General features: G+C 72.8%; 20 protein-coding genes. 15 read left to right on the top strand and 5 right to left on the bottom strand.

All coding sequences use genetic code 11. The annotated features are described in order from the left end of the window. Positions 1 to 88: 88 nt before the first annotated feature. Positions 89 to 862, top strand: a complete 774-nt coding sequence (locus ASC56_RS12715; protein WP_055491524.1) for a DapH/DapD/GlmU-related protein — start codon at positions 89 to 91, stop codon at positions 860 to 862. Position 863: 1 nt separating this feature from the next. On the opposite strand, the gene ASC56_RS12710 is transcribed toward ASC56_RS12715, so the two are convergent. After that, on the bottom strand, positions 864 to 1,721 hold the full coding sequence (locus tag ASC56_RS12710; RefSeq protein ID WP_055491423.1) for an EamA family transporter: 858 nt from the start codon (positions 1,719 to 1,721) through the stop codon (positions 864 to 866). Positions 1,722 to 1,813: 92 nt separating this feature from the next. Between ASC56_RS12710 and ASC56_RS12705 the strand changes: the two genes are divergently transcribed. Further along, entirely contained in the window at positions 1,814 to 2,386 is a 573-nt protein-coding gene (locus ASC56_RS12705) for a helix-turn-helix domain-containing protein (protein WP_055491422.1), read from the top strand. A 43-nt stretch (positions 2,387 to 2,429) separates the two neighbouring features. Then, positions 2,430 to 2,984 carry a YbaK/EbsC family protein gene (locus tag ASC56_RS12700; protein ID WP_055491421.1) on the top strand — a complete coding sequence of 185 codons (555 nt, stop codon included), beginning with the start codon at positions 2,430 to 2,432 and terminating at the stop codon, positions 2,982 to 2,984. A 99-nt stretch (positions 2,985 to 3,083) separates the two neighbouring features. On the opposite strand, the gene ASC56_RS12695 is transcribed toward ASC56_RS12700, so the two are convergent. Next, positions 3,084 to 4,220 carry a cation diffusion facilitator family transporter gene (locus ASC56_RS12695; protein WP_079102459.1) on the bottom strand — a complete coding sequence of 379 codons (1,137 nt, stop codon included), beginning with the start codon at positions 4,218 to 4,220 and terminating at the stop codon, positions 3,084 to 3,086. A 65-nt stretch (positions 4,221 to 4,285) separates the two neighbouring features. Here ASC56_RS12695 and ASC56_RS12690 point away from each other — a divergent pair, with 65 nt between their 5' ends. After that, entirely contained in the window at positions 4,286 to 4,675 is a 390-nt protein-coding gene (locus tag ASC56_RS12690; RefSeq protein ID WP_055491420.1) for a metalloregulator ArsR/SmtB family transcription factor, read from the top strand. 91 nt (positions 4,676 to 4,766) lie between these two features. Here ASC56_RS12690 and ASC56_RS12685 read toward each other — a convergent pair whose 3' ends face one another. Next, a complete protein-coding gene (locus tag ASC56_RS12685) occupies positions 4,767 to 5,324 on the bottom strand; it encodes an NAD(P)H-dependent oxidoreductase (RefSeq protein WP_055491419.1) in 558 nt (185 codons plus the stop codon). Between the two features lie 153 nt (positions 5,325 to 5,477). Here ASC56_RS12685 and ASC56_RS12680 point away from each other — a divergent pair, with 153 nt between their 5' ends. The 6 genes from ASC56_RS12680 (at position 5,478) to ASC56_RS12655 (ending at position 10,202) form a co-directional block, all read left to right on the top strand. After that, complete coding sequence (locus ASC56_RS12680) at positions 5,478 to 6,137, top strand: TetR/AcrR family transcriptional regulator (RefSeq protein WP_055491418.1); 660 nt, start codon at positions 5,478 to 5,480, stop codon at positions 6,135 to 6,137. Between the two features lie 31 nt (positions 6,138 to 6,168). Further along, positions 6,169 to 6,720, top strand: a complete 552-nt coding sequence (locus ASC56_RS12675) for a DinB family protein (protein WP_079102479.1) — start codon at positions 6,169 to 6,171, stop codon at positions 6,718 to 6,720. Between the two features lie 242 nt (positions 6,721 to 6,962). After that, positions 6,963 to 7,973: a cation diffusion facilitator family transporter gene (locus ASC56_RS12670; protein ID WP_199835972.1), complete on the top strand. Its 1,011-nt coding sequence runs from the start codon at positions 6,963 to 6,965 to the stop codon at positions 7,971 to 7,973. 102 nt (positions 7,974 to 8,075) lie between these two features. Continuing rightward, entirely contained in the window at positions 8,076 to 8,531 is a 456-nt protein-coding gene (locus ASC56_RS12665) for a MarR family winged helix-turn-helix transcriptional regulator (RefSeq protein ID WP_055491415.1), read from the top strand. After that, complete coding sequence (locus ASC56_RS12660; protein WP_055491414.1) at positions 8,528 to 9,382, top strand: ABC transporter ATP-binding protein; 855 nt, start codon at positions 8,528 to 8,530, stop codon at positions 9,380 to 9,382. The genes ASC56_RS12665 and ASC56_RS12660 overlap by 4 nt, the downstream gene beginning before the upstream one ends. Beyond that, entirely contained in the window at positions 9,342 to 10,202 is an 861-nt protein-coding gene (locus ASC56_RS12655) for an ABC transporter permease (RefSeq protein ID WP_055491413.1), read from the top strand. Before ASC56_RS12660 ends, ASC56_RS12655 begins: the two co-directional genes overlap by 41 nt. A gap of 37 nt (positions 10,203 to 10,239) precedes the next feature. Here ASC56_RS12655 and ASC56_RS12650 read toward each other — a convergent pair whose 3' ends face one another. Together ASC56_RS12650 and ASC56_RS12645 are read right to left on the bottom strand one after the other, a co-directional pair. Further along, positions 10,240 to 10,422 (bottom strand): hypothetical protein, encoded by a 183-nt coding sequence (locus tag ASC56_RS12650; RefSeq protein WP_055491412.1) that lies wholly within the window; start codon positions 10,420 to 10,422, stop codon positions 10,240 to 10,242. A 391-nt stretch (positions 10,423 to 10,813) separates the two neighbouring features. Further along, a complete protein-coding gene (locus ASC56_RS12645) occupies positions 10,814 to 11,221 on the bottom strand; it encodes a CoA-binding protein (RefSeq protein WP_055491411.1) in 408 nt (135 codons plus the stop codon). 186 nt (positions 11,222 to 11,407) lie between these two features. On the opposite strand from ASC56_RS12645, the gene ASC56_RS12640 reads away from it, so the two are divergent. The 5 genes from ASC56_RS12640 (at position 11,408) to ASC56_RS12620 (ending at position 18,113) form a co-directional block, all read left to right on the top strand. Next, positions 11,408 to 12,088, top strand: a complete 681-nt coding sequence (locus ASC56_RS12640) for a hypothetical protein (protein WP_055491522.1) — start codon at positions 11,408 to 11,410, stop codon at positions 12,086 to 12,088. Next, complete coding sequence (locus ASC56_RS12635) at positions 12,085 to 12,639, top strand: histidine phosphatase family protein (RefSeq protein ID WP_055491410.1); 555 nt, start codon at positions 12,085 to 12,087, stop codon at positions 12,637 to 12,639. The genes ASC56_RS12640 and ASC56_RS12635 overlap by 4 nt, the downstream gene beginning before the upstream one ends. A gap of 363 nt (positions 12,640 to 13,002) precedes the next feature. After that, positions 13,003 to 13,629, top strand: coding sequence for a YigZ family protein (locus ASC56_RS12630; RefSeq protein ID WP_055491521.1), 627 nt, complete (start codon positions 13,003 to 13,005; stop codon positions 13,627 to 13,629). 295 nt (positions 13,630 to 13,924) lie between these two features. Further along, positions 13,925 to 15,088 carry an exonuclease SbcCD subunit D gene (locus tag ASC56_RS12625; RefSeq protein ID WP_055491409.1) on the top strand — a complete coding sequence of 388 codons (1,164 nt, stop codon included), beginning with the start codon at positions 13,925 to 13,927 and terminating at the stop codon, positions 15,086 to 15,088. A gap of 31 nt (positions 15,089 to 15,119) precedes the next feature. Next, the gene (locus ASC56_RS12620) at positions 15,120 to 18,113 is read left to right on the top strand and encodes an AAA family ATPase (RefSeq protein WP_055491408.1); all 2,994 of its coding nucleotides are present in this window, start codon (positions 15,120 to 15,122) and stop codon (positions 18,111 to 18,113) included. The last annotated feature ends 17 nt before the right edge of the window (positions 18,114 to 18,130 follow it).

The following is an 18,130-nucleotide window of genomic DNA, read 5'->3' as shown; positions in this document are numbered from 1 at the left end:
GCCTCGCCGCCACGCTACGCCATCGGTGGGGCGAAGATCACAGCCGTACGGTCCCATGAGCGCTCCCCGCGCCGATTACCGTGTGCGGGTGCCCAGGAGCAAGAACACGTTCTCATCATGGCGTCGCGGCCTCGCGCAACGCGCGGTCCACGCGGGCTGGGCCTGGGCGCAGCGCACGGGGTCCGTCACCGCGGAGCACCCCGGGCGCTTCCGCTTCGGTGCGATGGGAACAGGTACCAGACTCGCCTTCCCGCTCGGCACGGTCTTCGGCGAACCCTGGATCCACCTCGGCGCGCACTGCATCATCGGCGAGCAGGTCACCCTGACCGCCGGGCTGATGCCCGACCTCGACCTCGGCCCCGACCCGATCCTGCGCATCGGCGACGGCGTCGTCCTCGGCCGGGGCAGCCATGTCATCGCCGACACGACGGTCACGATCGGCAGCGACTGCTACTTCGGGCCGTACGTCTATGTGACCTCCACGAACCACTCCTACGACGACCCGCACCAGCCCATCGGCAAGCAGTGGCCGCGGATGGAGCCGGTGGAGATCGGTCCCGGGTGCTGGATCGGGACCGGCGCGGTGATCCTGCCGGGCGCGCGGATGGGGCGGAACGTGGTGGTGGCGGCCGGCGCCGTCGTACGGGGCGCGGTGCCGGACCACGCGGTGGTGGCCGGGGCCCCGGCGCGGGTCGTGCGGCGCTGGACGCCCGACGCCGGGTGGCAGCCGCCGCTGAGGACCCCCGCGCCGGTGCCGATCCCCGACGGGGTCACCCCGGAGCAGCTGTTGGCGCTGTCGGAGCTGGACGAGGAGGCCGTCGCCCGGCTCGCGGAGCTGGACGCCGAGACGGCCGAGTCATGAGTCAGCCGGTGGCCAGGAGCACCGTGCCGAGCAGCGCGAGGCCGGCGCCCGCCGCCTGCACCGCGCGCAGCCGCTCGCTGAGGAAGCCGCGCGCGGCAAGCGCCGTGACCACCGGGTAGAGCGAGGCGAGCACGGCGGCCACCGTGACGGGGCCGTGCTGGGCGGCGATCGCGTACGTGCCGTTTGCGGCGACGTCGGCCAGACCGACGAAGGCGAGGGCGGGCAGGGAACGCCAGGGGAAGCCCTCCTCCGGGAGGGCCTCGGTGCCGCGCCGCACGGCGACGTACAGGGCGGCGCCGCCCGCGGCGACGTTGGTGACGCGCTGCACGGAGAGCGCCAGGAACAGGCCGGTGACCGTGGTCGACGCCTCCGCGATCAGCGCGAACACCGTGCCGAAGCCGAGCGCCGCCACCAGTGTGAGCAGGATCGCCTGCCGCTGGACCGGTGCGCCCCTGAGCTGGGGGCCGCCCGCGAGCACGACCCCGAGGACGGCGACGGCGATGCCGGCGGCCTGCAGCGGCCCGGGGCGCTCGCCGAGGGCGAGCCCGACGCCCACGGGGACCGCCACGCTCAGGGTGGCGAGCGGGGAGACGACGCCCATCGGGCCCAGTGCGAGCGCCTGGTAGAAGGAGAGCAGGGCGATGGGCCCGATCAGCCCCGCGGCGAACGCGAACCACAGCCGCGGTCCCGCCTCGCTCCAGCCGCCGGTGGCGAACACCATCGCGCCGAGCATCGCCGCCGCGATGGCCTGCGAGACGACGACCACCGTCAGAGCGGGCATCCGTCGCGTCAGCAGCCCACCGCCGAAGTCGGCCAGACCCCACAGGAGGCTGGTGGCCAGGGCGAAGAGTGCTGTCATGGCCGCCTCGCAGTACAGTTCAGTGAACGATCAGGTGCACCCCACCATAGTGCAATTCACTTAACTCTGTCATACAGAATATTGGACGGAATGTGTCGGATCTCGACCTGCTGACCCAGTCCCTGGCCCGCAACGTCAAACGCTGGCGTACCGAGCGGGGCTTCACGCTGGAGGCGCTCGCCGCCCGGGCCGGAGTCAGCCGCGGCATGCTCATCCAGATCGAGCAGGCCCGCACCAACCCGAGCATCGGCACGGTCGTCAAGATCGGCGACGCGCTCGGCGTCAGCGTCACCACCCTGCTCGACTACGAGCAGGGCCCGAAGGTCCGCATCGTCCCGGCCGAGCAGGCGGTACGCCTCTGGCACACCGACGCCGGCAGCTACAACCGCCTGCTCGCCGGCACGGAGGCGCCCGGCCCACTGGAGATGTGGGACTGGCGGCTGATGCCGGGGGACCGCAGCCCCTCGGACCCGCACCCCGTCGGCACGGTCGAGCTGGTCCATGTCACCGCGGGCGAGCTGACGCTCACCGTCGACGGCGTCGAGTACCGGGTACCGACCGGCGCGAGCGCCTCCTTCGAGGCCAACACCCCGCACACGTACGGCAATGACGGCGACGTACCGATGGAGATGGTGATGGCGGTCTCGGTGCCGCCCGTGCGCTGATACGCCCGTCCGGCAGCCGGTGTACGGCTGTTAGCGTGCGGTCATGCGTGCACCCATCGGAGAATTCGACCACGCCATCGCCGCCCCCGACTGCCTGGACGAGCTGATCGGCCCGGTGGCGGACGCCGTACGCCGCTGGAGCGGCAGCGTGCCCGCCGACCGGATCGTCTACGTCGACACCGAACCCGAGTGGGCCGACACCGCGGTCTTCCTCGAGCACTACGGCAAGGAACTGCTCGACCGGTCCGCCAACTGCGTCGTGGTCGCGGGCAAGCGGGGCGGCGAGACGACACTGGCCGCCTGTGTGGTCCTCTCCGGCACCCGGGTCGATGTGAACGGGGTGGTGCGCCGCCACCTCGGCGCCCGCAAGGCCTCGTTCGCGCCGATGGAGGTGGCGACGGGGGAGACCGGTATGGAGTACGGCGGCATCACGCCGATCGGACTGCCCGGCGCCTGGCCGGTGTTGGTCGACTCGGCCGTCGTCGACCTGCCGTACGCGCTGGTCGGCAGCGGCCGGCGCCGGGGCAAGCTGCTGGTGCCGGGGACGGCGTTCGCGGAGCTGGCGAACGCGGTCGTGGTGGAGGGGCTGGGCGTCTGACGGCCGTGCCCGGGTCCGGTGCCCGAGCCGTGACAGGGCCCCGGCCCGGGGTGAGGCGTGGGGGGACGGGCCCCTGGCCCGGTGTTTCGCACCGCCCTGTCAGGCCCGCGCACGGGCGTGGTGAGCCAGGGCCAGGTGGGGATCCGACTCGCCCGGCCCCGGGGCCGGATCGGCGTGGACCAGGGCCGCGGTGAGCCTCGGGACCGCGTGCAGCAGGGCGTGTTCGGCCTCGACCGCGATGTCGTGCGCCCGGCGCACGCTCACCTCGCCGTCGACCACGACAGCCACCTCGGCACGTAGCCGGTGTCCGATCCAGCGCAGCCGCAGCTCACCCACCCCGCGCACGCCCGGCACCGCCCGCAGCGCCTGCTCGGCCCGGTCCACCAGCGCGGGATCGACGGCGTCCAGTACCCGCCGGAACACCTCGCGCGCCGCGTCCCGCAGCACCAGGACGATCGCGGCGGTGATCGCCAGCCCCACGAGGGGATCGGCGAGCTGCCATCCGAGCGCCGCGCCGCCCGCGCCCACCAGCACCGCGAGTGAGGTGAATCCGTCGGTACGCGCGTGCAGCCCGTCGGCGACCAGCGCTGCGGAGCCGATCGCGCGGCCCACGCGGATACGGTGACGGGCGGCCCACTCGTTGCCCGCGAAGCCGAGGACCGCCGCGACGGCGACGACGGGGATGTGCTGCATGGGGCGCGGATCCAGCAGCCGTCCGACCGCACTCCAGGCGGTGAAGGTCGCCGACGCGGCGATCGTCAGCACGATCGCGATTCCGGCGAGGTCCTCTGCGCGGCCGTATCCGTAGGTGAAACGGCGCGTCGCCGCCCGTCGCCCCAGCACGAAGGCGATGCCGAGCGGCACGGCCGTCAGGGCGTCCGCGGCGTTGTGCACGGTGTCGCCGAGCAGCGCGACCGATCCGGAGAGCACGACGACGACCGCCTGCGTCAGTGCCGTCCCGCCGAGCACGGCCAGCGAGACCCACAACGCCCGCATGCCCCGCGCGGAGGACTCCAGCGCCGGGTCGAGCTTGTCGGCGGTCTCGTGGGAGTGAGGGGTGAGTAGGGGGCGGAGGTGGCGGAGGCGGGGGAGGCGGCCGCGGGGGTGCGGATGACCGCCGTCGTGGTCGTGGTCGTGACGGCGGTGATGAGCGTTCAGGGGGTGATGCCGATGAGAGTGATCATGGCCGTACGCCAGCGCCCGGCCGTCCTCGTTCTCCGCGCGTGCCCGTCCCATTCGAAAGCACCCCTTCCGCGACGCGGCGGTGGACGCGTCCGCATCCACGGAGCCATTATGTGCATATGAGCGCACGCATGCACCTATCACCTGCACAGGATGCGCAGCCGCACAGGGGCGGCGCGCCCGTCGGCCACCCCTGGGCGCCCGGCGAGGAGCAGTTCGCGCTCGCGGCCGAGCTGCTCGCCCTGCTCGGCGACCGTACGCGACTCGCCCTGCTGCACGCCCTGACCCATGGTGAGGCCGACGTCTCGACATTGACCGAGGCGTGTGGCGCTGCTCGGCCCGCCGTCAGCCAGCATCTGGCGCGACTGCGGCTCGCGGGCCTGGTCGACACGCGCAAGGAAGGCCGCCGCGTGGTCTACTCGCTGCGCGACGGCCATCTGCGCCGGGTCGTGGACGAGGCGCTCAGCCTGGCCGACCACCGGCTCACCGACCGCCCGGTGCACGACTGAGGGCGCGTCGGCGGACCCGCGTGAACGGCTGTGGGCCAGGACCGGAGGGTCCTGGCCCACAGCCGTGCCGGTCTCGGCCCGGTCCCGGAGATCAGGCGGCGGCGGGGGTGGCCTGCGAGAGCTGCTCGACGACCTTGGTCAGAGCCTCGGCGACCTCGCTGTCGTCCGCCGGGTGGGTCTCGGCGAAGCGGGTCATGGAGCCGGGGATGGACAGCTTGGCCTCCTCGACGACGGCGGCGCCCGCGATGCCCGCGGCCTTGCGGGTCTCGTCCTGCGCCCACACGCCGCCGTACTGGCCGAACGCGGTGCCGACGACGGCAACCGGCTTGCCGGACAGCGCGCCGGCGCCGTAGGGACGGGACAGCCAGTCGATCGCGTTCTTCAGGACGGCCGGGATGGTGCCGTTGTACTCGGGCGAGAAGAGGAGAAGCGCGTCGGCCTGGGCGGCGGCGGTGCGCAGCGCGGTCGCGGCCTCGGGGGTGCTGCCCTCGACGTCGATGTCCTCGTTGTAGAAGGGGATCAGGCCCAGGCCCTCGTGGAGCACGACCTCGACGCCCTCGGGGGCGTGCTTCGCGGCCGCCTCGGCGAGCTGACGGTTGTGGGAACCGGCGCGAAGGCTGCCGACGAGAGCGAGGATACGGACGGACATGTCAAGTCTCCGGGGGGTGTGAGATCAGTAGGAACGGACCCAGGGCGAGTCCGTTCAATGTTGTACCACTTTAAGCGGACCGTGGTCCACTTCGTGTGACAGGGTAACCGGACCAGGGTCCGATTGTCTTCCTTTCGAGCTAGGCTGGAAACCATGACCGACCCGTTCGCGCCGTTTCCCGTGCCGCACCACGATCCAGGCCGGGTGACCGACCTCGCCCTCATGCCGACCGGCGATACGCCCCAGCTGCGCGCCGACGCCGCGCGCAACCGCACCCGTCTGCTGGAGGTCGCCGCGTGTCTGGCCGCCAAGCGCGGAATCGCGAACGTGACCATGGACGACATCGCCTGTGGCGCGGGGGTCGGCAAGGGCACCGTCTTCCGGCGGTTCGGCGACCGTACGGGCCTGCTGGTGGCGCTGCTCAGTCATCACGAGGAGCAGCTCCAGGCCGCGTTCCTGTCGGGGCCGCCGCCGCTGGGGCCGGGAGCGTCCGCGGTGGAGCGGCTGCGCGCCTTCGGTGCGGCCGTCATCCGCCACGAGCACGCCCACCGCGACCTCTATCTGGCCGCCCACGCCGAGCCGGGCCGCCGCCGCACGAGCCCGGCGTACCAGTTCCGGGTGGCCCACGTCTGCATGCTGCTGCGCGAGGCGCGGGCGGACAGCGACATCGAGCTCTCCGCGCACACCATGCTCGGCTATCTGGAGACGGTGCTCATCGACCACCTGCTCTCCCGCCGCGGGATGACGCTGGAGCGCGTGGAGGCGGGCTGGTGCGACCTGGTCGACCGGTACACGAGCCGATGTACCGGCTGAGGCGCGCACCCGGTGCCCCATGATGGTGGGCATGGCCACTCCTCGCAGACGAGCGGAGATGTTCGTCCCCGCCGACGGTGATCCCCGTGTCCTCGGCCCCGCCACCGGCGACGAACGCACCCTCCTCGTCGACTTCCTCTCCGTCCAGCGCGCCACGCTGGAGCTCAAGTGCACGGGCCTGGACACGGATCTGTCGCAGCGTTCCGTCACGCCGTCCACGCTCTCGCTGCTGGGCCTGCTGCGACACCTGGCCGACGTCGAACGCCGCTGGTTCCGGCGGGTCCTCGCAGGCCATGACGCGCCGCCCCTGTTCTCCTCGCCGGCCGCCCCCGACGCCGACTTCTCCGGCGCGGTGCCCGACCCGGAGGTCGTCGCCGAAGCCTGGGCGGCCTGGCGCGCCGAGATCGCCTTCGCCGAGGCCTTCGTCGCGGGCGCGCCCCATCTCGGCGTCGACGGTCACGACTCCTGGCGCGGCAGGGTGTCGCTCCGTTGGGTGCTCATCCACATGATCGAGGAGTACGCCCGCCACAACGGCCACGCGGACCTGCTACGGGAGCGCATCGACGGCTCCATCGGAATGTGACAAGGCCCCCGGCCGCCGGACGCGCTGGGTGCCAGTGGCAGTGCCAGTGCCAGTGCCAGTGCCACTGCCACAGCCGGTGCCGGTGAGCGCCGCTGCACCGGTCCCGTCGTCGCCGCGTTTGCGCAGGTCAGCGGTCGTATTATCGGACATGACAACGGTCACCGGTGCAGCCTTTGCCGAGCGGCGCCGATATGCGTTTCACTGCGGTCGAGGCACCCGATGCGAGGGGGAAGGCGGACCACATGAGCGACCACGGCCATGAGCATGGCCCAGGGGGGCATGCCGGGCACTCCCACGGTGTGTCGGCAGACGCCGACCGCCGCTGGCTGGGCCTGGCGCTGGCCCTGATCACCGTGTTCATGGCGGCCGAAGTGGTCGTCGGTATCATCGCCGACTCGCTGGCCCTGCTCTCCGACGCGGCTCACATGCTGACCGACGCCGCGTCCATCGTGCTCGCCCTCATCGCGATGCGGCTCGCCGCCCGCCCGGCCCGTGGCGGCTTCACCTACGGGCTCAAGCGAGCCGAGATCCTCTCCGCGCAGGCCAACGGCCTCACCCTGCTTCTGCTCGGCGCCTGGCTGGCGTACGAGGCGGTATGGCGGCTCATCCAGCCACCGGAGGTCCAGGGCGGCCTCATGCTGGCCACCGCGCTCGCCGGGATCGTCGTCAACGTGGCCGCCACCTGGTGCATCTCCAGGGCCAACCGCACCTCCCTCAACGTCGAGGGCGCCTACCAGCACGTCCTGAACGACCTGTTCGCCTTCGTCGGCACCGCGATCGCCGCGGCCGTGGTCGTCATGACGGACTTCGAGCGCGCCGACCCCATCGCCACGCTCGTGGTCGTGGCACTGATGGTGAAGGCCGCGTACGGGCTGCTGCGCGACTCCGGCCGTATCTTCCTGGAGGCCGCGCCCGCCGACGTCGACCCGGACGCGCTCGGCGACCGGCTCGTCGCCCGGCTGGGCGTCGTCGAAGTGCACGACCTGCACGTCTGGCAGATCACCTCCGGCCAGGCCGCGCTGTCCGCACACGTCCTGGTCGAACCGGGCGGCGACTGCCACGCCGTCCGACGCGACCTGGAGGACCTCCTGCGCCACCACTACCGGATCACCCACACCACTCTGCAGGTCGATCACGCGCCGGAGCGGGTCCTGCAGGTGACCCTGCCCGGCGATCCGGACGCGGTGGACGACCCGGCACACTGCGAGGCCCCGCACGGACCGGTGCATCGGGGGCGGCCGCCCCGCCACTGAAGGCGGCGGCCCGGCCCTCCGCACGGACGACGCAGCCCCTCCCGGCCCCTTCTTGACCCGCTCTTTCCCCGAATACCTCTTATACAGAGCTACTGTCGAAGGGTGGAACCGGAGAGCCTTGCCGACGATCTGGCCGACGCACTCGTCGGAGTGCAGCGGCTGATCCGACGCCGGCTGCGCAGCGGGATGACCGCACCCCGGCTGCGGGGGGCCGAGGTCGAGCTGTTGCGCCTGGTCGTGACGCGCCCGGGCGTACGGGTGTCGGACGCCGCCAAGGAGCTGTATCTGGCGGGCAACTCGGTCTCGACGCTCGTCAACCATCTGGCGCGGGGCGGCTATCTGATCCGCGAGACGGACCCGGCCGACCGGCGGGCCGCGCGACTGCTGCCCACCGAGGCGGCCCAGACGCGGCTGCGCGACTGGCGCGAGCGACGCACGGCACTCGTACGCCGTCAGATGGGCCGTCTCGACGAGGTGGACCGCAAGGCACTGGAGGCGGCCCTTCCGGCCCTGCGCAAGCTGGCGGAGAACCTGCACGAGGAGGCCGAGGACACATGACGCGCAACGCCACCGACGGCGAGGCCCCCGCGGCCGACGCCGTCACCTGCGCCGGGCTCGCCTACTCCTTCGGCGAGACGAAGGCGGTCGACGGGCTCGACCTGACCGTCCGCGACGGCGAGGTGTTCGGACTGCTCGGCCCCAACGGCGCGGGCAAGACCACCGCGATCCGCTGCATCACCACGCTCCTCCCGGTACCGGCCGGCATGGTCAGCGTCTTCGGCCATGACGCGGCGCGCGAACGCATGGCCGTACGGCGCCTGCTGGGCTATGTACCGCAGCAGCTCTCAGCCGACGCCGGGCTCACCGGCAGGGAGAACGTGGCGCTGTTCGCCCGTGTCTTCGACGTCCCCCGACGCGAGCGGGCCCGGCGCGTCCAACAGGCCCTCGCGGCCGTCGACCTCACCCACGCGGCCGACCGGCTCGCGAACACGTACTCCGGCGGCATGGTCCGCCGGCTCGAACTCGCCCAGGCGCTGGTCAGCGCGCCCAGGCTGCTGATCCTCGACGAGCCGACCATCGGCCTCGACCCGATCGCCCGGACCAATGTGTGGGAGCACATCAACGTCGTGCGCGCCGCCACCGGCATGACCGTCCTCGTCACCACCCACTACATGGACGAGGCCGACCAGTACTGCGACCGGGTCGCCCTCCTGCACCGCGGTCGCGTCCGTGCCCTCGGCACGCCCGAGGAGCTCAGGACCGGGCTCGGGGAACGGCTCGGCACCGAAGGACCGCTGCCGACGCTGGAGGACGTCTTCCGCGACGTGGCCGGCAGCGGACTCGACGACCAGTCAGGAGACTTCCGCGATGTCCGAAGCACCCGCCGCACCGCGTCCCGCGTCGGCTGACCGCGCCCACCCTGCGGAGCTCGACCTGCTGGTGGTCCCGCCGCGGGCCCGTACCGGCTGGAAGGTGCTGCCCGCCCGGGTCGTCGCGATGTGTGTGGTCGAACTGCAGAAGCTGCGCCACGACCGCACCGAGCTGTACACCCGGGCGGTCCAGCCGGCGCTGTGGCTGCTCATCTTCGGTGAGACGTTCACCCGGATCAGGGCCATACCCACCGGCGGGATCCCGTATCTGGACTACCTCGCGCCCGGCATCATCGCCCAGTCCGCGATGTTCATCGCCATCTTCTACGGCATCATGATCATCTGGGAGCGGGACGCCGGGATCCTTACGAAACTGCTGGTCACGCCGACGCCCCGGGCCGCGCTCATCACCGGCAAGGCCTTCGCCGCCGGGGTGAAGTCGCTGGTCCAGGCGGTCGTGGTCGTGGTCATCGCGGCGCTGCTCGGCGTCGCGATGACCTGGAACCCGCTGCGGCTGCTGGGCGTGGCGGTGGCCGTGGTGCTGGCCTCCGTCTTCTTCTCCTGCCTGTCGATGACGATCGCGGGCATCGTCCTCACCCGCGACCGTCTGATGGGCATCGGCCAGGCGATCACGATGCCGCTGTTCTTCGGCTCCAACGCCCTCTACCCGGTGGCCGTCATGCCCGGCTGGCTGCAGGCCGTCAGCAAGGTCAACCCCCTGAGCTACCAGGTCGACGCCCTGCGCGGCCTGCTGCTCGGCACCCCTGCCCATCTGTTGCCCGACTTCACCGTCCTGGCGGTGGCCGCGGCCCTGGGCATCACGTCCGCGTCGTCGCTGCTGGGGCGGCTGGCCCGGTGAACGCGACGGGTGAGGTCACGGCCGGCCTTCCCGGCCGTCATCTCTTCTTCCAGAACGCCATCAGATCGGCGAGAGCCCGGATGATCTCGGGCCGTGCCGAGGCCTCCGCCTGGCGCAGGCTGATGACGAGCGACAGAAGGATCATGACGACGAAGAGGCCGACCACGTAGAGGAAGAGCTGCGGTGCAGCTGCGGCCACTTGCTCAAGCACGGCCCACATACCGCCTCCCGAACGGTCCCGGCCGCGCGCGCCCACCGACTGCGAACCCCCCGTACCCGGGGGTCCTTCGCTGAGATCGGTTGATCTTCGTGATGCGGTGTGGCGCCCGTACGGCAGCGGCTCGACGCCCCTGACCGCGCTGTCCTGCTCGGCGAGTTCGGCGGGCACGGCGTCATCGAGTCGGGCGAGTCCGGCGCCCTGTGCGGCTCCGTCTCGTCGACGCTGGCGGTGGCGGGGGAGACTCCTCGTCGCCGCCTGACCAGTTGCTTCGCGGTATCAACATAGCCGCGAGGGCAACGTCAACGTGCCTGACCCGCACATCTGTTCACTCGTTAGGGCTCTGGACCCCCGCCCATTCGGGTATGTCCACCGCATATGCGGAGCGTGCGGGTCAGCCCAGCCGTGGGATCTCGATGGCAGGGCAGCGGTCCATCACCATCTCCAGACCGGCGCCGCGCGCGCGATCGTAGGCCCGCTCGTCGATGACGCCCAGCTGGTACCAGACGGCCTTGGCGCCGATCGCCACCGCCTCGTCGGCGACCGGGCCCGCCAGGTCGCTGTTGACGAAGACGTCGACCACGTCGACCGGGAACGGGACCGCGTCCAGCGAGGGGTAGCCCTGTTCGCCGTGGACCGTCTCGGCCTTCGGGTGGACCGGCACGATCCGCTTGCCGAAGCGCTGGAGGACGGAGGCGACCCCGTAGGCCGCACGGCGCTGGTTGCCCGACAGGCCCACGATCGCCCAGGTGTCGCCCAGCTCGGTGAGGATCTTGCGGATCGTTGCTGAGTCGCCGTACACGGACGCTCTCCTTCGGCGTTCCGCGGCGCGATGGTCCCGCACCGCCTGCTGTGGGGCCAACAGCAGGCGGGATGCGGTGATTCCCCAGGCCGCATGGCCGGTCGGGGGACCCGGTTCCCGAGGGACGTTGTCCGGAACGAGGCCCACCTCCCCGCACCGGAGCTCTCGCCCGCCTACGCTCACCTCGTGCTCCGTATCATCGACGCCCGCACCGGCGAGCCCACCGAGATCCGTCCCGGCCTCGTCCGCGTCCACGCGCACGTGGCCGGAGCCGACACCTCGGCCCTGCGCGTACTGCTGGTGGCCGATGTGCTGGCCCGGGCCCTGGAACTCGGCGGAACGCCCGTCGTCACCGTCGCCGACCCGCCCACGGAGCTCCGGGCCCGCGCCGACGCCCTCGGTATCCGCCCGGCGGAGCCGGACGCGCCAGGAGTGGGACGGGCCCTGCACGTCGCCCCGGCGACCGGCCCGGCCGACGGGGTACACATCGAGGTCGCCCCGGCGACCGGTCCCGCCGACACCGACGCGCCGCCCTCCGCCGTACGCCTCGCCCTGCTCGCTCGCCCCCGCCGGCAGCCCGTCGACCTCGACACGACCGCTCTGACCGAGGCCGGGGACACACTTCTGCGGTGGCGCAAAGCCGTCGCCGCCTGGGCGACCCACCCCTCCCGGCCCATCCCCGAGCGGGTACGGCAGGAGCTGCGCGCCGCCTGGGAGGACGATCTCGACGTGCCGGCCGTTCTTGAGGTGCTGCGGTGCGTGGAGAGCGCGAAGGACATCCCGGACGGCGCGTGCTTCGAGACGTACGCCTATGCCGACCGCCTGCTCGGCCTCGACCTCACCCGGGAGATCGGGGGCCGGGCGTGATCACCCGTTCCGCGGCGGGCCCGCTGCGCAGACTGGTCGTGCTGCGGCACGCCAAGTCCGCCTGGCCGGGCGGGGTGTCCGACCATGAACGGCCGCTCGCGCCACGCGGCCTGCGGGACGCCCCGGCCGCCGGGCGCGCGCTGGCCGAGGCCGACTGCCTGCCCGACCTCGCGCTGTGCTCGACCGCCGTCCGTGCCCGCCAGACCTGGGAGCTGGCCTCGGCCCAGTGGGGCACCCCGCCGCCCGTACGACTCCAGCCGCTGCTGTACGCGGCCGACGTACCGGACCTGCTCGAAGCCGTGCGCGAAGTCCCCGCCACGGTAGGGACGTTGCTGCTGATCGGCCACAACCCGGGGCTCGCGGAGCTGGTCCTCACCCTCGCCGGGGACGGGCTCGACGACACACTGGACCGGGTCCACGCCAAGTTTCCCACCTCGGCGATCGCCGTCCTCGCCTGGCACGGCGCCACATGGGACTCCCTCGCTCCCGGCACGGCGTTGCTGGTGGAGGTGATCGTGCCCAGGGGCAAGAAGAAGGACAAGAAGAAATAGCCGACGTGGGCCCCGGGGCGGCGTTCCGGGTCGGGCTCGGCGCGGCGCAGCACCTCGCGCGTGACCGGGGCCACCTCGCCCTCCCCGAATACCGGGAAGCGCAGCGGATGGCTGATCACGGCGGCGGTGGTGAGCAGCTTGCGGGTCTCGCGGACGCGTCCGGCCGGCGGGCCGTAGCCGCTGCCGTGGCCTGGGCCTTCGGGCGGCCCCGGACGTTCGGACGACGAGCGAGTGTCCGCTACGAGGTCAGGTGCCCCGGCTCCGGGGCGGACGCGTCGGGTGAGCCGGCGGGCGGCGCGCGGTGCGCGTACCGCCGCCGGGCCCTCGTGCGGCGCTCACTCGGTCGGCGCCTACGCTGGCCTGATGCAGGACGAGTACCGCACAGTCGCCCGCGCGGGCGTGCACGAGACCGAGGTCAACCGCTCCCGCTTCCTGTGCGCCCTCGCCCCGGCCGCCACCGAACAGGAGGCCCAGGACTTCATCGCCGGAGTCCGCAGGGAGCACGCCGCCGCCACCCACAACTGCTACGCCTACGTCATCGGCGCCGACGCCGCGATCCAGAAGGCGAGCGACGACGGCGAACCGGGCGGCACCGCGGGCGCGCCCATGCTGCAGATGCTGCTGCGCCGCGACATGCGGTACGTCGTCGCCGTCGTCACCCGCTACTACGGCGGGGTGAAGCTCGGCGCGGGCGGACTCATCAGGGCGTACGGGGGAGCGGTGGGCGAGGCCCTGGACGCGTTGGGCACGCTCACCCGCCGCCGCTTCCGGCTCGCCACGGTGACGGTCGACCACCAGCGCGCGGGCAAGGTGCAGAACGATCTGCGGGCGACCGGCCGCGAGGTGCGGGACGTGCGCTACGGCGAGGCCGTCACGATCGAGATCGGACTGCCCGACGCGGACGTGGAGGCCTTCCGGGCATGGCTCGCGGATGTCACCGCGGGCACGGCCGGGTTCGCGTTGGGCGCAGAGGCGTACGGCGACGCCTGACCAACCGCCGCCGACGCAGGTGAGAGTCGCGGCTCGGCTCATTGAGCGAACTCGGGGGCTTCCCGGACGGACGCGTCACGGGCGGTGGGCACTCGCCGCCGCCTTTCAGGCCATCAGGGACATTCTTGGCGATCCAGGACCAGAAGTGAGATGACAGGTTGAGGTTCGTGGGAGACCAGGTGCCAGGAGGCGTTAGCGTGGTGGGTGCTCACCGCGAGCCCGTGCGGATTCGTGCGGGTTCGTGCTGGTCCCAGAAGTCTGTCGTGGGGGGTAACGTGCAGGTCGGAGCCGATTCTTGAGACTGCTCCACACGTCCGACTGGCATCTGGGCCGGGCGTTCCACCGCGTGAACATGCTCGGCGCCCAGGCCGGGTTCATCGACCATCTCGTCGCCACCGTGCGCGAGCGCGGTGTGGACGCCGTTGTCGTGTCGGGAGACGTGTACGACCGGGCGGTGCCCCCGCTGGCCGCGGTCGAGCTGTTCGACGACGCCCTGCACCGCCTCGCCGCCCTGGGGGCGCCGACGGTGATGATCTCCGGGAACCATGACTCGGCGCGCCGCCTCGGTGTCGGCGCCGGGCTCATCGGCCGTGCCGGCATCCATCTGCGCACGGAGCCCGCGGCCTGCGGCACACCGGTCGTGCTGTCCGACGCCCACGGGGACGTGGCCCTGTACGGTCTGCCGTATCTCGAACCGGCCCTGGTGAAGGACGAGTTCGTCGTCGAGAAGGCGGGCCACGAGGCGGTGCTCGCGGCCGCCATGGAACGGGTCCGCGCCGATCTCGCCACGCGCGCGCCGGACACCCGTTCTGTCGTCCTGGCCCATGCCTTCGTCACGGGTGGCGAGCCCAGCGACAGCGAGCGGGACATCACCGTCGGCGGGGTCGCCGCGGTACCCGCCGGTGTCTTCGACGGGGTGGACTACGTCGCCCTGGGGCATCTGCACGGCAGCCAGACCATCACCGAGCGCGTGCGCTACTCCGGCTCCCCGTTGCCGTACTCCTTCTCGGAGGCCGCCCACCGCAAGAGCATGTGGCTCGTCGACCTGGGCGCGGACGGCTCCGTCGCGGCGGAGCGCGTCGACTGCCCGGTGCCCCGGCCCCTGGCCCGGATCCGGGGACGGCTGGAGGAACTGCTCGTGGATCCCACGCTGGAGCGCCACGGGGAGGCCTGGGTGGAGGCCACACTCACCGACCCGGTCCGGCCGGCCGAGCCCATGGCCCGGCTGACCGAGCGCTTTCCGCACACGCTCAGCCTTGTCTTCGACCCCGAGCGCGCCCCGGAGGAACCCGGCGTCTCGTATGCGCGGCGGCTGGCGGGCCGCTCCGACCAGCAGATCGCCGAGGACTTCGTGGCCCATGTACGCGGAGCCGGCCCCGACGAGCAGGAACGGTCCGTCCTCCAGGACGCGTTCGACGCGGTGCGCGCCGACCTGGCGCTGCGGGAGGTCGCCGGGTGACCTCCCGCTCGCCGGACCCGGAGGGAGCCCGATGAGGCTGCACCGCCTGGACATCACCGCCTTCGGGCCCTTCGGCGGCACCCAGAAGGTCGACTTCGACGAACTCTCGGCCGCCGGGCTGTTCCTGCTGCACGGACCGACGGGCGCCGGCAAGACGTCCGTCCTGGACGCCGTCTGCTACGCGCTGTACGGGGCCGTTCCCGGCGCCCGGCAGAGCGGCCAGGGCCTGACCCTGCGCAGTGATCACGCCGCGCCGGGCACCCGCACCGAGGTCCGGCTCGAACTCACTGTCGCCGGACGCCGGTTGGAAGTCACCCGGCAGCCGCCCTGGGAGCGCCCGAAGAAGCGCGGCACCGGTACGACGACCGACAAGGCACAGAGCCTGCTGCGTGAGTACGACGCCACGGCAGGCGTCTGGAAGGACCTCAGCCGCTCCCACCAGGAGATAGGAGAGGAGGTCACCCAGCTCCTCGGCATGAGCCGTGAGCAGTTCTGCCAGGTGGTGCTGCTGCCCCAGGGCGACTTCGCCCGGTTCCTGCGCTCCGACGCCGAGGCGCGCGGCAAGCTGCTGGGCCGCCTCTTCGACACCCACCGCTTCGCCGAGGTCGAGAAGCGCCTCGCCGAGCGGCGCCGGGCCACCGAGGCCGAGGTGCGGGAGGGGGACGCGGCGCTGCTCGCCGACGCCCACCGGATGCAGCAGGCGGCGGGTGACTCCCTGCCCGTGCCGGACCTGGCCCCGGGCGACCCCGGGCTCGCCGACGCCGTCATGAGCTGGGCCGCCGTCGCCCGCAGCACGGCCCGTGAGCGGCTCACCATCGCCCACTGCGCCCGTACGGCCGCCGAGTCGGCGCGCGCCGCCGCGGAGCGCCTCCTCGATGGGGTACGTGAACGTGCGCGCCTCCAGCGCAGGTTCGCCGAGGCACGGGAGCGGGCGGCGCGGCTCGAAGAGCGTGCCGACGCCCACCGGGAGGCGCAGGCGCGTATGGAGCGCGGGCGCAAGGCCGAGGCAGTGGGGCCCGCCCTGGATCTGCGGGAGGCCGCCGAGACGGAGCACCGGCGAGCCACCGCCGAGGAGAGGCGCGCGCGTGCCGGGCTCCCCGAGACCTACGCGGATGCGGGTGCTGCCGGGCTCGCCGTCGCCGCGCGACGGGTCGCCGAGGAGCTCGGCGGCCTGGAGTCGGCCCGCCGTGCCGAAGGGCGACTGGCCGAACTCGCCCAGGAACGTGCCGAATCGGACCGTGAGGAGCGGGACGACGAGGCAGTCCTCCAGGATGCCGAGGAGTGGCTCGCCGCATGGGAGCAGACCCGCGCGGACCTGCAGGCCCGGATCGACTCCGCGCAGCAGGACGCCAACCGGGCCGAACAGCTCGCGGTGCAGCGCGAGCCCGCCCGGAACAGGCTGCAGGCGGCCCGTGAGCGCGACCGGCTCGCCCGGGACACCGACGTCGCACAGGCCGACGCCCTCGCCTGGCGCGAACGCGCGGTCAAGGCCCATGAACACTGGCTCGACCTCAAGGAACAGCGCCTCAAGGGCATCGCCGCGGAACTCGCCGCCGGACTCGTCGACGGCGAGCCCTGCGCCGTCTGCGGCGCCCGCGAACACCCCGCCCCCGCCCGGAAGGTCGCCGGACACGTCGACCGGGAGGCGGAGGAACGGGCGCTGGCCGACTACCGGCACGCGGAGAAGAAGCGCGCCCAGGCCGAACGAGGGCTCGGGGCCGTACGCGAGACGCTGGCCGCCGCCACGGCCGAGGCCGGAGACGCATCGGCCGAGCAACTGGCCGAGGCCGTAGAGGAGTTGGAGCGGCTGTACAGCGGCGCACGGACAGGCGCCGCAGGGCTGCACGCCGCCAGGGAGGAGTTGAGGCAGGCCGAGCAGGAGCGGGAACGGCGTGCCGCGGCTCAGCGGGAAGCCGCTCTGAGGGGAGCGGCCCGCCTCTCCCGCCGCGAGGCACTGGACCGTGAACGGGCCACCCTGGAGGAGGAGTTGCGGCGCGCCCGGGGCGACGCCGTGAGTGTCTCGGCGCGCTCGGCGCAGCTGGAGCGCCGGGCCGCCCTGCTCACCGAGGCCGCCGACGCCGTGCGTGCCGCCGAGGATGCGGCGCAGCGCCTCAAGGACGCCGACGCACGCCTCGCCGACGCCGCCTTCCGCGCCGGGTTCGACACTCCGCAGGCGGCGGCCGACGCCGTGCTCGACGACGTGGCCCACCGCGAGCTGCAACGACGGCTGGACGCCTGGCAGCAGGAGGAGGCCGCCGTGCGGGCGGTGCTCGCCGAGACCGACACGACAGCCGCCGCACAGGAGCCGCCCGCCGACCTCCAGGGCGCCGAACAGACCGCCGAGGCCGCGACCCGCCGACTCCAGGAGGCGGTCTCCGCCCAGGACGCGGCGGCCCGGTGCTGCGCCGAGCTGGACCGGCTGTCCGCGCGTGCCACCGCGTCCGTACGACGCCTCGCGCCCCTGCGTGAGGAGTACGACCGGGTGGCCCGCATGGCGTCCCTCGCGGCCGGCACCTCCGCCGACAACGAACGCAAGATGCGCCTGGAGTCGTACGTACTCGCCGCCCGGCTGGAACAGGTGGCGGCCGCCGCGACCGTACGACTGCAGCGCATGTCCTCGGGCCGCTACACCCTCGTGCACTCCGACGACCGCTCGGGGCGCGGTCGCAGTGGCCTCGGACTGCACGTCGTCGACGCGTGGACCGGGCGGGAGCGCGACACGGCGACCCTCTCCGGCGGGGAGACGTTCTTCGCTTCCCTGGCGCTCGCCCTCGGCCTCGCGGACGCGGTCACCGAGGAGGCCGGCGGGGTGCGCCTCGACACCCTCTTCATCGACGAGGGGTTCGGCAGCCTCGACGACCAGACCCTCGACGAGGTCCTCGACGTCCTCGACTCCCTGCGGGAACGGGACCGCAGCGTGGGCATCGTCAGCCATGTCGCGGACCTGCGCAGGCGTATCCACGCGCAGTTGGAGGTCGTGAAGGGCAGAACCGGCTCGGTCGTCCGGCAGCGGGGAGTCGGCTGAGAACGGCCGGACACCGT

The sequence above is a fragment of the Streptomyces sp. TP-A0356 genome (assembly GCF_001417775.1).
Classification (GTDB): Bacteria; Actinomycetota; Actinomycetes; order Streptomycetales; family Streptomycetaceae; genus Streptomyces.
Note: the sequence above shows the minus strand (reverse complement) of the source record. Positions and strands in the feature narration are given on the sequence as shown.